Source organism: Telluria sp. AC161, assembly GCF_979258535.1.
In genome coordinates this window covers 5,062,066-5,075,868 of the sequence record NZ_OZ409861.1, presented here as the reverse complement: position 1 = coordinate 5,075,868, position 13,803 = coordinate 5,062,066, and the positions used below count along the sequence as shown (strand labels likewise).

At 63.7% G+C, this 13,803-nt stretch carries 12 protein-coding genes; 5 read left to right on the top strand and 7 right to left on the bottom strand.

Annotated features, from left to right (window positions below; all coding sequences use genetic code 11):
* Nucleotides 1–297 precede the first annotated feature (297 nt).
* The 4 genes from ACZ0AJ_RS22570 (at nt 298) to ACZ0AJ_RS22555 (ending at nt 3,928) form a co-directional block, all read left to right on the top strand.
* Entirely contained in the window at nt 298–936 is a 639-nt protein-coding gene (locus tag ACZ0AJ_RS22570; protein WP_499456613.1) for a choice-of-anchor J domain-containing protein, read from the top strand.
* 80 nt (nt 937–1,016) lie between these two features.
* The gene (locus ACZ0AJ_RS22565) at nt 1,017–1,424 is read left to right on the top strand and encodes a post-PEP-CTERM-1 domain-containing protein (RefSeq protein ID WP_499456612.1); all 408 of its coding nucleotides are present in this window, start codon (nt 1,017–1,019) and stop codon (nt 1,422–1,424) included.
* A 2-nt stretch (nt 1,425–1,426) separates the two neighbouring features.
* Nucleotides 1,427–2,914 carry a PA domain-containing protein gene (locus ACZ0AJ_RS22560; protein WP_499456610.1) on the top strand — a complete coding sequence of 496 codons (1,488 nt, stop codon included), beginning with the start codon at nt 1,427–1,429 and terminating at the stop codon, nt 2,912–2,914.
* A gap of 510 nt (nt 2,915–3,424) precedes the next feature.
* Nucleotides 3,425–3,928 carry a host attachment protein gene (locus ACZ0AJ_RS22555; RefSeq protein WP_258837336.1) on the top strand — a complete coding sequence of 168 codons (504 nt, stop codon included), beginning with the start codon at nt 3,425–3,427 and terminating at the stop codon, nt 3,926–3,928.
* 62 nt (nt 3,929–3,990) lie between these two features.
* Here the strand turns inward: ACZ0AJ_RS22555 and ACZ0AJ_RS22550 are convergent, their stop codons facing one another.
* The 4 genes from ACZ0AJ_RS22550 to ACZ0AJ_RS22535 all read right to left on the bottom strand — a co-directional run bounded on the left by ACZ0AJ_RS22550 (nt 3,991) and on the right by ACZ0AJ_RS22535 (nt 9,917).
* Nucleotides 3,991–7,311 carry a DEAD/DEAH box helicase gene (locus tag ACZ0AJ_RS22550; RefSeq protein WP_499456608.1) on the bottom strand — a complete coding sequence of 1,107 codons (3,321 nt, stop codon included), beginning with the start codon at nt 7,309–7,311 and terminating at the stop codon, nt 3,991–3,993.
* A gap of 58 nt (nt 7,312–7,369) precedes the next feature.
* Entirely contained in the window at nt 7,370–7,816 is a 447-nt protein-coding gene (locus tag ACZ0AJ_RS22545; RefSeq protein WP_499456606.1) for a YgiW/YdeI family stress tolerance OB fold protein, read from the bottom strand.
* A gap of 75 nt (nt 7,817–7,891) precedes the next feature.
* Nucleotides 7,892–9,262 carry an ATP-binding protein gene (locus ACZ0AJ_RS22540; protein ID WP_499456604.1) on the bottom strand — a complete coding sequence of 457 codons (1,371 nt, stop codon included), beginning with the start codon at nt 9,260–9,262 and terminating at the stop codon, nt 7,892–7,894.
* Nucleotides 9,252–9,917 (bottom strand): response regulator transcription factor, encoded by a 666-nt coding sequence (locus tag ACZ0AJ_RS22535; protein ID WP_183553903.1) that lies wholly within the window; start codon nt 9,915–9,917, stop codon nt 9,252–9,254. The genes ACZ0AJ_RS22540 and ACZ0AJ_RS22535 overlap by 11 nt, the downstream gene beginning before the upstream one ends.
* 220 nt (nt 9,918–10,137) lie before the next feature.
* Between ACZ0AJ_RS22535 and ACZ0AJ_RS22530 the strand changes: the two genes are divergently transcribed.
* On the top strand, nt 10,138–10,464 hold the full coding sequence (locus ACZ0AJ_RS22530) for a hypothetical protein (RefSeq protein WP_499456602.1): 327 nt from the start codon (nt 10,138–10,140) through the stop codon (nt 10,462–10,464).
* Between the two features lie 20 nt (nt 10,465–10,484).
* Here ACZ0AJ_RS22530 and ACZ0AJ_RS22525 read toward each other — a convergent pair whose 3' ends face one another.
* The 3 genes from ACZ0AJ_RS22525 to ACZ0AJ_RS22515 form a co-directional block, all read right to left on the bottom strand.
* The gene (locus tag ACZ0AJ_RS22525; RefSeq protein WP_332530512.1) at nt 10,485–10,694 is read right to left on the bottom strand and encodes a hypervirulence associated TUDOR domain-containing protein; all 210 of its coding nucleotides are present in this window, start codon (nt 10,692–10,694) and stop codon (nt 10,485–10,487) included.
* A gap of 56 nt (nt 10,695–10,750) precedes the next feature.
* The gene (locus tag ACZ0AJ_RS22520) at nt 10,751–11,890 is read right to left on the bottom strand and encodes a glutathione-independent formaldehyde dehydrogenase (RefSeq protein WP_183553909.1); all 1,140 of its coding nucleotides are present in this window, start codon (nt 11,888–11,890) and stop codon (nt 10,751–10,753) included.
* Between the two features lie 241 nt (nt 11,891–12,131).
* Nucleotides 12,132–13,649, bottom strand: a complete 1,518-nt coding sequence (locus ACZ0AJ_RS22515; RefSeq protein WP_499456601.1) for a BCCT family transporter — start codon at nt 13,647–13,649, stop codon at nt 12,132–12,134.
* Between the last annotated feature and the right edge of the window lie 154 nt (nt 13,650–13,803).

Sequence of the window (13,803 nt, the reverse complement as noted above, 5' to 3'; positions counted from 1 at the left end):
CGCTGCAAAAACAGCAAGAAAACCTACCCTATAGCAACAAAATAGCGCGTATTCATCAAATGAAAAATAAAGTGTCGTTATTCATGTGACAAGCGTATGAAATTTGTCGGAAAATCTTACAATTAATTACGAAATTTTCATCTTGAAAAATATTCCTCATAGAAATCAACGTCTTGTTTTGCTGGCACGTAATATGCATTGGCCTCGATAGTCGTCGAATGATCGTTACGACATCCGATACAGGGGCTGTGACACGAATGCAGCGCCGTTCATCGAACATACTTGGAGCGCATCAGAATGAAGAAAGCACTTGTTGCATTGCTGGTTTCCGGAATGATGTCCTCGGCGTTTGCCGGGGTCGTGATTGAAGAAGGTTTTGATGATGTAAGCAGCCTCCAGAGCAAGGGCTGGATTCTGGAAAATACTAGCACCCCTGGCGGCGCGACGCCGGGCTGGTTCCAAGGCAACACCGGCTTCACGTCGCAGAGCGGCGACGCTAACAGCTACGCCGCGTCGAATTACAACGTTGCCGGTGAAAATGGCATCATCAACAACTGGCTGTACACCCCCGAATTCTCGACCGCGCTGGGCGCAACCGTCTCGTTCTGGCTGAATGCCGTCGACGAAGCCGGCTTCAGCGACAGCTTCTCGTTCGGCTACACCGGCGCCGATGGCGTCCTGGTCAGCCTGATGCCGGCCTTCACCGTCTCGACCGGCGGCTGGAAGCAATACACCGCGAATATCGCTGCCGCAGCAGGCATGACCCGTTTCGCATTCCAGCACACCGGTGCGCAAGCCACGTCGAACTATGTCGGTCTCGATACGCTGTCGATCTCGGCACCTGACGCCGCCGAAGTGCCGGAACCGGCCAGCATCCTGATCCTGGCCGCCGGCGCCATGGGCCTGGTTGCCGCACGTCGCCGCAAACGCGCCTGAGCGCTCCACGCCATGTTGTCTGCCGAAGCGCGCTGCGCTTCGCACATTTTGCATCGAATATGTTTTTCCAGGAGATTGTCATGTTCCAGAAACAACAAACCGGCCTGCGCGCACTGCGCGCCGCCGGCATTGCCCTTGCCCTGATGGGTTTCTCCGGCCAGTCCGCCATTGCCCAGGAAGCTGTTGTCTCGAATGAGTCGCTGACCGTCGTGCGCGACGCCGAAACCGGCAAGCTGCGCGGCGCCACCCCTGCCGAAGCAGTCGCGCTGAAAGCGCAGTCCGTCAAGGCCAACGCACGCATCGCACCGAAGGCAACGCTGCAAAAATCCCACAGCAGTGGCGCGCGCGGCGCCCGCCTGACCGACGAATTCATGACCACGTCGGTAGCAGTTCGTAATGCCGACGGCAGCATCACCGTCACGCACGGCGACACCCAGAATGCCGATTCGACCGGCCACGTTCACACCATTACGCCTGTCACGGAGTAATCATGCGCACCCCATCCTTCTCGCTTACCGCTGCACGCACCGTGCTGGCCACCGCCAGCATCCTGACCTGCATCGCTGCACAAGCTGCAACCATCACCATCCAGAGCCGCGATCCAGCTGGCTTCGGCTTCAACGATCCGACCCCGGTGGCGCCGGTTGGCGGTAATACAGGCACGACGCTCGGCCAGCAACGCATGAACGTGTACCGCCACGTTGCCGATATCTGGGAACGCAACCTCCAGAGCAATGTAACGATCACCGTGTCGGCTGGCTGGGAAGCGCTGACCTGCACCGCCACCTCGGCCACGCTGGGCAGCGCTGGCGCCTGGAACATCTGGAATAACTTCCCAGGTGGCAAGCCAAATACCTGGTATCCAGCAGCACTGGCCAACAAGCTGGCCGGTGTCAACCTGACCGCCGGCATCCCTGATGACGGCACGGGCTACGGCAACGTCGACATCAAGACCCAGTTCAACGTGAACCTCGGCCAGCCTAACTGCCTCGCAGGCAGCAGCTTCTACCTGGGCCTGGACGGCAATGCCGGCAGCAATGTGAACTTCGCAGCAACCCTGCTGCACGAACTGGGCCACGGCCTGGGCTTCTCGGTCGTCAGCGTGCAGACCTCGACTGGCTACCGCATCAGTGCGGATGGCTCGGCGTATGTCGCCAATGGCGGCCTGCCAAGCGTCTGGGAAGAGTTCATGTATGACAACACGGCTCGCAAGAACTGGCTGAACATGACGTCGGCCGAACGCCGCGTCTCGGCCATCAACCCGCTGGGCCTGGCCTGGACCGGCGCCAACTCGGTCGCCGGCGCCAGCATCCTGCGCTCACAGCCGATCCTGAAAGCGGCGACGCCAACTGGCGTGCTGCCAGCCATCAGCTATACGGCGTCGACCTTCGGTCCGACCCTGCCTGCCGTTGCCTCGCTCGGTGCCTTGGCTACGATCACGCCACAGGATGGTGAAATCGGTCCTGGCTGCGACCCGTTCAATGCCGCCAATGCCGCAGCAGTCCGCGGCAAGGTGCCGATCATCAGCCGCGGCTCGTGCGGCTTTGCCGTCAAGGTGAAGAATGCGCAAAATGCTGGTGCGGTCGGCGTTCTGCTGGCCAACAACGTTGCCGGCGACATCGCACCGGGCGGCACCGATCCAACCGTCACCATCCCGTCGGCCGGTATCACGCAAGCTGCTGGCGATGCACTGAAAGCTGCAGTCGCTGCTGCCAAGCCATACGGTACGCGTTCGCAGCCTGGCGTCGTGCTCGCGTCGCTGGCCACGGATCCGACCCGCAAGGCCGGCGCCGATTCGCTCGGTCGTCCGCTGCTGTACACCCCAGCCACGCTGGCGCCGGGCTCGTCGGTCTCGCACTGGGACGTGACGGCATCGCCAAACCTGCTGATGGAGCCAAGCATCAATTCGGACCTGACCCTGTCGGTGTCGCCACCGCAGGATCTGACGCTGCCACTGCTGAAGGATATCGGCTGGTAATCGTTGGATAAAACGCTTCACGGCGCCAAGCGCCGTGAAGCGTGCAAATAAAAACGCCACCTCGCAAGGTGGCGTTTTTATTGCTGCTACCGCGATCGTCGATTAGAAGATCAGGTACAGGATGACCAGTACAACGACCGGGATGCCCAGGAGCCAGCCAATGAAAAATTTACCCATGATAGTGTTCCTTCCGTGTTTGCAGTGTCGATGGGTCCATCTTGCACCCCGCAGCGTTCCCGTTCAGTACGCTACTGCACGTCCACCAGAAAATTGATCCATTTGGTATCTCGCTACCTCGTCAGGCGCGCACGGCAGAAACGCGGTGCGACGTGGATTTTTTGACAGGGCTATACTAAATCATCACTTGTCGCCAGGCAGGGAACGCGGGCCGATGCTGTGCATCGTTCGTGTCCGCCATTGCCGGCGATGGCCTTCGTGCGCATCGCGCCAGCCGGGGCCCAGGCTCCGCAGCGCTAGATGCGCCCACCCACCATTCAATCAGGGGACTCTATGCCTACAACCTGGATTATCGCGGCCAATGCCGGTCGTGCACGTATTTTTGCCGATGCCAAATCTGCCAAGTCGCTGCAAGAAGTGGAAGACATGGTCAATCCCGCCGCGCAGGGGCGCGTCAGCGACATCGTGACCGACCGCCTGAGCCCACGCTCGGCCGGCAATAGCGGCCACAATATCGGCGGCGGCCAGGGCGGCGGCTTCGAGCACGCAGCACAGGCGGGCGCGCCGGGCAGCGACTACCAGCCAGCCGTCACGCCAGCCGAGCACGAAGCGCAAAAGTTTGCCAAGGACGTCGCCGCGTACCTGTTGCAAGGCCACCAGAAGGGCCAGTACCAGCATCTGATCGTGTCCGCATCGCCCGAGTTCCTGGGCTTGCTGCGCACCGCAATCGATCCGCAGGTCAAGGCGCTGATCACGCATGAGCTCAACAAGGATTACACGCACTCGAGCGGTCACGAACTGCGCGGCCAACTCGCTTCGCATCTCGAAAAAGCCTGAGATCTGAAGACCGCAAGGTAGTTACAGCCTGACAGGCCCGCCACTTTGGCGGGCCTGTTGCGTTATGGCCGTGCGTGCTCGACCGGTGAGAAGATCTCGCGCAGGTCGTCAGCCCCGATGGCGGGCGCCAGTTCGGTATCGCCCGCGAGCAGGGCATTGGCCAGATCGCCTTTGCGGCGCTGCATGTCCTGAATTTTTTCTTCCAGCGTGCCGCGCGCGATCAGCTTGTAGACGAACACCGGCTGCGTCTGGCCAATGCGCCAGGCGCGGTCGGTGGCCTGGTTTTCGCTGGCCGGATTCCACCAGGGATCGTAGTGGATGACGGTATCGGCCGCCGTGAGATTGAGGCCCACGCCGCCGGCCTTCAGGCTGATCAGGAACACGCCCACCTGCCCCGCCTGGAACGCAGCGACCGGCGCGGCGCGGTCGACCGTGCTGCCGGTGAGTTCGACGTAGGCGATGCTGCGCGCGTTGAGTTCATCGGCAATCAGCGCCAGCATGCTCGTGAACTGTGAAAACACCAGCACCTTGCGCCCTTCGCTGATGAGCGTATCAAGCAATTCCATCAGCGCCTCGAGCTTGGCCGAGCCACCCGCCGCGCCCGTCTTGAGCAGGCGCGGATCGCAGCATACCTGGCGCAGCTTGAGCAGCGCCTCGAGAATGACGATATGGCTGCGCGCCAGGCCCTTGCGGTCGATCTCGTCGCGCACCTTGCGGTCCATCGCCACGCGCACCGTTTCGTACAGGTCGCGCTGCACGCCACCGAGCTCGACCGGCAGGATGATCTCGGTCTTGGGCGGCAATTCGGTCGCCACCTTGTCCTTGGTCCGGCGCAGCATGAACGGTTTCAGGCGCCGCACCAGCAGGTCCTTGCGGCCCATGTCGGCGCCCTGCTCGATCGGTTTGCGAAACACGGTGTTGAAGCCCCGCTCGTCGCCCAGCAAGCCCGGCATCAGGAAATGGAACTGCGACCACAGTTCGCCCAGATGGTTCTGCACCGGCGTGCCGGTCAGGCACAGGCGATGGCGCGCGTCGAGCAGGCGCGCCGTTTGCGCCGCCTTGCTGCGGCTGTTCTTGATGTACTGCGCTTCATCGAGGATCAACAGGTGATAGCGATGATCACGCAGCGCCACTTCGTCGCGTCCGAGCAGCGCGTAGGTGGTCAGGACGACGTCGACGTCGCCGATGCCATTGAACAGCGCCGTGCGCTCCTTGCCGTGCAACAGCAGCACGCGCAGGCCGGGCGTGAAGCGGGCCGCCTCGGCCTGCCAGTTGGGCATCAGGCTCGTGGGCGCCACGACCAGCGCCGGGCGGTCGAGCCGCCCCGCTTCTTTCTCGACCAGGATGTGGGCCAGTGCCTGGATCGTCTTGCCCAGGCCCATGTCGTCGGCCAGGATGCCGCCGAATTCGTACTCGCGCAGGAACTGCAGCCAGTCCAGGCCGCTGCGCTGGTAGGGCCGCAGGTCGGCCTTCAGCCCGGCGGGCAGCGCGACCGGCCGGATGCCGTCGAAATCGTTGAGCTTGCGGCCCAGTGCGCGCAGGCGCTCGCCGCCCATCCAGCGCAGGTGCGCGGCGCGTTCGAGTTCGGCCAGGCGCGCCGCATCCATCACCGGCAGGCGCACCCGGCTGCCCATGCGTTCGCTGAAATACAGCTCGCCCAGCGTGACCAGGATCGGCTTGATGCGGCCCCAGGTCACGGCCACACGTGTTTCGTCGTCGAGTTCGATCACCAGGTCGCCCTCGTCGGCGCGTGTGGCCAGGACCACCGGGTCGAACTCCTGCGGCGCAGCGCGGATCATCTTGAGCAGCAAGGGCAGCAGCGCGTGCCGCTGGCCGTTCACGACGATGCCCAGCTCGAGCGCGAACCAGGCCTGCCCGCCCTCGCCTTCTTCATCGAGTTCGGCGTACCAGTCGTCGACCTCGGCCAGGTGATAGCGATAATCGCCTTCGATCTCGACCTGCCAGCCGGCCGCCTCCAGGCGCGGCAGCGCGTCGCGCACGAAGCCGACCCAGGCCGCCTCGTCCGCAAGCTGCAAGGCGCCAGGCAGATCCAGCAGTGGCGAGTCGGGCGGCGGTTCGGCAAACCCGAGCCCAAGCAGCAGCGCGCGCGCCGCCGCCTCGAGCGCGGCATCGCGTACGATGAGCTGGACCCTGGTGTTCTCGACGCGGCGCAGCACCGGCCCGTCGTCGGGCTCCGCGATCCAGCCGTCGTAGTCGAACATCAAGGTGGCATGGTCGTACCAGCGGTAGTCGCCGCGCTGCCTGGCCAGCATGCTGTCGAGCACCAGCAGGGGCACGGGCGCCACGTCGCTGCGCTCATTGGTTTCCAGCACCTGTGGCAACGGGAACACCCCATCCAGGCCAAGCTCGGCCATGCGCGTCGCCACGCTGGCGCGGTGCTCGGGCCACAGCAGCGGTGCCTGCTCCACCGCGCCAAGCAGCATCTCCAGCGGCAAGGGCGCCAGCAAAGCCGGCAGCGTCAGCTCTCCGATCAGGTCGCCATCGATGTAGCAGACCGGTTCGGTTGGCAGTACCTCGTCGGGAATCTGCTGCTCGCGCGCACCGCCGCCGGCAAACTGCCAGCTCAGCTGAAGCGCATCGGGATCGCCGTCGAGCGGATGCCAGTCGATCACGGCCGCGCGCTTCGGGCCGGCCAGCAGCGGCGCGACCCGGCCACGCGCCAGATCCTCTGGCGTGTGGGCGCGCAGTAGCCGGTCTTGTGCAACCAGCTGGGCCAGCAGGCGTGCGCCCAGCGCGCCTTGCGGCCGCGCGACGCCCAGGCCGCCCGAAGCAGCGGCCAGGCCGGCAAACTGGCGCAGCAGCTCGACGTCGCCGGTCGCGATCCAGGCTGGGGGATCGCGCAGCAGGCCGTGATGGTTGACGTCGCTGGAACTGGCGCCGATGCCGCCGCGCTTGCCCTGGCGGCCCTTGCGCAGGTGCAGCCGGGAGTGGCCGTGCAGATCCGGCACCAGGACCCAGGCCAGGATGGTCACGGCGCCCGTGCCCGCCAGCGCCGGCTGCGTGATCTGGCTCAGCTGCGAGAGTTGCATGAGCCAGTGCTGCGCGACGGCGTTGGCCGCGCCGGGCGCTTGCCGGGCTTCGCGTTCGCGGCACTCGATGTCCTTGATCAGGACCGCCACCACGTGCTTGCAGTTGTAGCCCACCGGACAGGTGCAGCGACCGTCGAAGTTGACCTGCTCGCGGCGCGTGAACACGCGGATAGTCTGATGGTAGATCGCCCCGCCACTGCCGGCGACTTCGCCAATCAGCCGGTCGGCCTGCCACTGCGCGACCAGGACATGGCCGTCATCGGCGTAATCGTGGCCACGCTTCAGGGCGCCGGAGTCGAAGTTGTACGTCAGGTCGGCGTAATCGTAATGCATGGGCGAATCGGACAATCATGGCGGCGAAGCCACCATTATCGCCCGAACACGTCAGTTCTTACTGCGCGACGACCTTGATCTGCTCGACGTCCACGGTAGAGTCACCAAACATTTCCTTGTCGAACTCGCCGGTGAGTTCCACCAGCGTGTTGTGATCGACCGTCACGCCGGCCGGAAATCGATCAGCGTCGATCTCGACCATGATCTTGCCGCTGGCGTCGGTGAACTCGTAGTTCTCGTCGCCCTTGTGGCTGGTGAGCTTGCCCTTGAGGCGCACGTACTGGTCGTCCTTGCCATTGGCCAGCAAATCTTTGGCGGTCATCAACGGCGCGCCCGATGGGCCGGCATAGCCCGATGGCGCGGCCTTGCTGGCCGGGGCGGTGGTTGGCGCTACGGTGGCGGTTGCAGCCGGGGTTGCCGTCTGGGTTGCAGTGGTCTGGGCGACAGCAGCGGCCGAACCGGTGATCAACAGGGCGATGCAGGCGATGTGCGAAATACGTTTCATGGTCAGTCCTCGGTAGTTGGTGGGTCGTTGCCTGCACAGCGTTGGCAGGCACAAACGCATTACACCGGCGGGACATTAAACCGATCTTAAGGACGCGTCGAAGTCGAGCGTGACACCAAGACCGCGCCCGTCCAGGCCAGCGCCGAAAGTCAGCGCGATGCCATGCAGATCGGCGATGCGCCTGACGATCGACAGCCCGAGCCCGCTGCCCGGCTGGCCCTGACCCAACACGCGAAAGAAGCGCTCGCTCAGGCGCGCGCGGCTGGCTTCATCGACTCCCGGGCCATTGTCGCGCACGGCGATGCGGTCGAAACCGCCGTGCCGGCGCGCATCGATGGCGATGCGGCTGCCATCCGGGCAATAGCGCAGCGCATTGTCGAGCAGGTTGCGCAGCACGATGTCGAGCATCTGCGGGTCGGCCTCTACATGTTCGAGCTCGCAGTGCACGGCGATGGTGATGCCGCGCTCCGCGGCTTCTTGTGCATGCGCGCCGATGAGGCGCTCGAGCAGCGCCGGCAAGGGCACGGGCTGGCGCACCAGCTGTTCGCGCGCCAGCGGGTCCAGGCGTGCCAGCATGAGGAGACTGTCGACCAGCCCGGTCGTGCGCGCGATATCGTGGCGCAGTTTCTGGAACGGCGCGGCCAGTTCGGGATGCTGGCGCTGCAGCAGTTGCACGTGCATGTGCAGGCCCGCCAGCGGTGTGCGCAGCTCGTGCGCGGCGTCGGCCGTGAAGCGACGCTCGGCCTGCAGCGCCGCTTCCAGGCGGCCCAGCACGCCGTTGAGCGCCTGCACGATCGGCAGCACTTCGCGCGCCTGGCCGGCGGTGGGCACCTGCGTCAGGTCGTGCGGTGTCTTGGCCGCGATACTTGCCGCCGTCTGGCGCAAGGGTTTCAGCACGCGCCCGGTCAGCACCCAGCACACGAGCGCCAGCAGCAGCAGGAAGCCCAGCACGGGCAGCCACAGCGATTCGGCCAGCTCTTCCAGGATGTCGAAGCGCTTGCTCTGTTGCTGGCCGACCTGGACCTCGACGCTGCGCGCCGCGTCGCGCACGACGAACACGCGCCACGGATCGCCGTTGTTGCGCACGTCGGCAAAGCCGTCCTGCTCATCAAAATCCGTCACGAACGGCTGGGCAGGCGCACCGCCGGTGCGCTGGATGACGCGCCCGTGGGCCACGATCTGGTACTGCATGTCGACCTTGCGGCCGGGCCGGCTCTCGAGCCCGGGCCGCAGCAACAGGCCGCGCTCGTTCCAGTCGGTGGTGGCGGCCATGATCATGTGGCCCGATTCCTCGAGCGCATCGTCGAACACGTCATTGGTTTCCTGCCAGGCGATGACGGTGACGATGCCCAGGCTGGCCAGCCACAGCACGGTGCTGGCGGCCACGATGGCGATCAAGAGGCGCCGGCGCAGTGACCACGGCTGCACCGGGGCATCATTCACCATCGGTCTTCATCCGGTAGCCCAGCCCGCGCACAGTAACGATGCTGTCGCTGCCGAACTTCTTGCGCAGGTTGTGCACGTAGACTTCGATGGCATTGCTCTCGACTTCGTCGCCCCAGCCATACAGCGTCTCTTCGATCTGGGCCCGGGTGACGATGCTGTTCTTGCGCAGCAGCAGCGCGTACAGCACGTTGTACTCGCGCGCCGTCAGCGCGACGGGCACGCCGCGCAGGCTGGCCGCCTTGGTGTCCAGGTTCAGGGCGATCTCGCCATGCACGAGGTCATTGCTCACCTGGTTCGCGCCACGGCGCACGGCCGCGCGGATGCGGGCCGACATTTCCTCGAGTTCGAACGGCTTGACCAGGTAATCGTCAGCGCCCAGGTCCAGGCCCTCTACGCGATCGGCCAGGGCATTGAAGGCCGTAATCAGGATGACGGCCACGCCATTGCCGGCGGCGCGCAGCTGCCCGAGCAACGCGTCGCCGGACAGGCCAGGCAAGCCGCGGTCGAGCAGCACGCAGTCGTAGCGATGGGTCATCAGGGCCGTCTGCGCCGAGTCGCCGCGCTGGACCCAGTCGACGGCGTGGCCATCAAGACGTAACCAGGCCTGGATGGTGTCGCCAAGGGAGAGGTCGTCTTCGACGAGCAGAATGCGCATGGTATGGAATCAGTAGATGGAATGACTTACCTTGCCATGCTTGCGCCGCAAGATGAACCGAATCTTAAAGTATTGGCGACGCGGATGAGAATGCGTGAGTTTTGAATGATGTCGATGCCGTAGACTGGCAATTTTCCACATTCGACTTCAAGCCATGACATTTCGATTTGCATTGACTCGCCTTGCTATGCCGGCAGCCTCGTTGATAACGTGCCTCGGCATGCTGACAACCGGCTCGGCGCTGGCTGCTGAAACGAATTTTTGTACATCGATGTGCGAATCGACGCAGCGCGAATGCCGCGCCGAGGCGAGCTCGGGCGGCAAGGAACGCTTCGTGCCACCGCCTGAGACCGCTGCCCGTAATCCGCTGGCGCGAACGGCCGAAGGTGCAGTTCCGGGCCAGGGTGCACGCGCCCTGCAGGCTGCAGGCGACACGCATCGCCGGCTCGACCGCGCTGGCGCCTGTGACAAGGCGTATCAGCAGTGCACACGCAGCTGCCTCATCCAGACCGCGACGAAACAGCAGGCTGCACCGGCGCAGCGCTGATCCTTGGCACAGCGCAGGCGTTACGCTTTCTTCAGCGCCGACGCCTTGTGCGCCGCCTCGGCCCCAGTCTTGTCACTGACCACCAGGTATTCAGGATGCTCTTTGGACGCCGCGACATGGTGACTCTTGATGTCGGTTGGCGCCGTCAATTTCTTTTTGATCTTGCCGGTGACCGTGCCCTGGGATGACTCCCACTCCACCTTGTCGCCGGCCTTGAACGTCGTCGTCATGCCCCTGCTCCTTTCAGCAATGACGTGAACCGGGACGCCCCGGTTCACGTTGCAACTTACTGGCCCGGCTTGAGAATCACCTTGGTCCAGCCATCAGCACGCTCATCGAACTTCTTGTAGGCGTGCGGCGCTTCGTCCAGCGACAGCTCATGCGAGATGATCTGCGACGGCTTGGCGCGGCCGGCGTGGATCAGCTTGGCGAGGCTGCGGTTGTACGCCTTGACGTTGGCCTGGCCATTGCCGATGCGCTGGCCCTTGAACCACAATTTGCCGTAGTCGAACGCCAGCTTGCCTTCCTTGGCCAGCTCGTCCTTCGCACCCGGATCTTCCGGCAGGAACACGCCGACTACACCGATACCGCCGGTTGGCTTGACCGCTTCAACCAGATTGTTCATGGTCAGGTTTGGCACTTCCTTGCCGTGCTTGTCGCAGCACTGGTAGCCCACGCATTCGCAACCGCAGTCGGCGCCCTGGCCGTCCGTCAGTTCCTTGATCTGCGCCGCGCCATCGCCTTCGATGTCATTGATGCCGATCGCGCCCATCTTCTCGGCCAGCGCCAGGCGGTCCTTGTTCGGGTCGACCACGAACACGCGGCTTGCACCCTTGAGGAACGCCGACATCGCCGCCATCAGGCCCACCGGACCGGCGCCATAGATGGCTACCGAGTCGCCCGGCTTCATCTGCGCCAGTTCGGTCGCGTGATAGCCGGTCGGGAAAATATCCGACAGCATCACGTAATCGTTTTCCTTTTCCTGCGCATCCTTTGGCAGCACCAGGCAATTGAAGTCGCCATATGGCACGCGCAGCAGTTCAGCCTGGCCACCGCTGTACGGACCCATGCCGGCAAAGCCGTAGGCCGCGCCCGCGCTGCCCGGATTGCAGGTCAGGCAAAAACCGGTCAGGCCGCGCTCGCAGCTTTCGCAAAAGCCGCAACCGATATTGAATGGCAGGCAGACCATGTCGCCGACCTTGACGCGGTCGACGGCCTTGCCGACGGCGATGACTTCACCCATGTTCTCGTGACCGAGAATGCGGCCCGTTTCCATGCTGGTGCGACCTTCATACATGTGCAGGTCAGAGCCGCAGATGTTGGTGGTCGTGATGCGCACCAGCACATCGGTCGGCTTCTCGATCGTGGCGTCCGGCACGTTCTTGATCTGGACATCGCATGGTCCGTTGTAGACAAGTGCTTTCATTGGGTTCCCTTCGTGAGGCGTTCAGTGAATAAAACATCTACTTTGGGAGCCGCACGATTGATGCTCTGTTCGCCAGGTCACAGACCGGGCGGCAGCGGCGCATGCGCCTACGTGACATTGCGCGTCAGCGCGCTGAGTCGATAACGGGAGGAAATTTGACAGCGCGCCAGAGCCTCAGCGCCTAAAAAAAACGGCCAGCCCGCAGCTGCGGCTGGCCGTACGTGTCGTACGAGATGAACGCTTACTTTTCGACGATCTGGCGCACGCGGCGGCGCAGTTCGCGTTCCTGTTTCTCGTGCGCTGTCCAGTCTTCGCGCACCCCACGCCAGAGCGAGATCAGCATCAGGATAATCACCAGAGAGAACGGCACGGCAAACACGATGGTCGCTGTCTGCAGCGCCTTCAGACCCCCTGCCAGCAACAGGCTGATCGCAATACCGGCGATCAGGCCACCCCACAGCAGCTTGCTGCGGGTCGACGGATTCGGATTGCCACCGCTGCTCATCATGCCCAGCACCAGCACCGCCGAATCGCCCGACGTAACAAAGAACACCAGCACCAGGATCGTGGCCACGCCCGACATCAGCATGCCGAATGGCATGGCGTCGAACATCGCGAACAGCGCAGTGGCCGTATCGGCGCGCACGGCGTCGGCAATCGGGATCTGCTGCCAGATCTGCATGTGCAGCGCGGTGCCGCCAAAGATCGAGAACCAGATGAACGCCGCCAGCGTCGGCGCCAGCATCGTGCCCAGGATGAATTCACGGATCGTGCGGCCACGCGAGACGCGGGCGATGAACAGGCCCACGAATGGCGACCATGAAATCCACCAGGCCCAGTAGAAGATGGTCCAGCTGCCGACCCAGGTGCTGTCGCGGAACGGCGTCGCGCGCAGGCTCATGCGGACGAATTCGGTAACGTAGTTGCCCAGCGTGCTGGTCAGCGTGTCGATGATCGCCACGGTCGGGCCGAGGATGAACACGGCCAGCGCCAGCAGCGCCGCCAGAGTCATGTTGGCGTTCGAAAGGATCTTGACGCCGCGCGTGACGCCGCTGACGGCCGAACCCAGGAACATCACGGTAGCCAGCACGATGATGCCGATCTGCGACGCCTCGCTCACTTGCACGCCGAACACGGTGTTCAGGCCGTTGTTGATCTGCAGCGCTCCCACGCCAAGCGAGGCTGCCACGCCAAAGGCGGTCGCGACCACGGCCAGCCCGTTGAAAAACCCGCCCATGTGCTTGACGATCGGCCACGGCAGCGCGTCCGTTACAGTGCTGACCAGGGCGACACCGCCGCGCCGGTACTGGAAGAAGGCGATGGCCAGCGCCACGGCGCTGTACACGGCCCACGGGTGAATGCCCCAATGGAAGAAGGTATAGCGCATGGCGGCGCCCGCTGCTTCCGGCGTGTTCGACACGGTGCCGGGCGGCGCTTCGATGTAGTGCGAGATCGGCTCGGCCACGCCAAAGAACACGAGGCCGATGCCCATGCCGGCGGCAAACAGCATCGAGAACCAGCTGCCGAGCGCGAATTCCGGCTCGTCGTCATCACCGCCGAGTTTCAGGTTGCCGTAACGGCTGAACGCCAGGAAGGCAACAAAGACCACCATGCCGAGAACCACCCAGAGGTAGAACCAGCCAAAATTGCGGGTGACGGTAGCAAGCGCGGTGTCGAAGACCGGGCCCATGGTGTCGGGCGAAATGACACCCCACAGAACAATGGCGAGGATGAAGCCCGCCGATAATGCTGTCTGCATAATTTCTCCAGAGACAGAACGCGCGGGGCGTTGTGATAGTTAAATGACCACGCAATTGTAAATCAATTGCTAACTTGCTGCGGCGCAACAATTCTCCCGTGTTACCTGTCCATACGTGCCATTTCTGTATTTTTCAGGCTACACATAGTTCGCC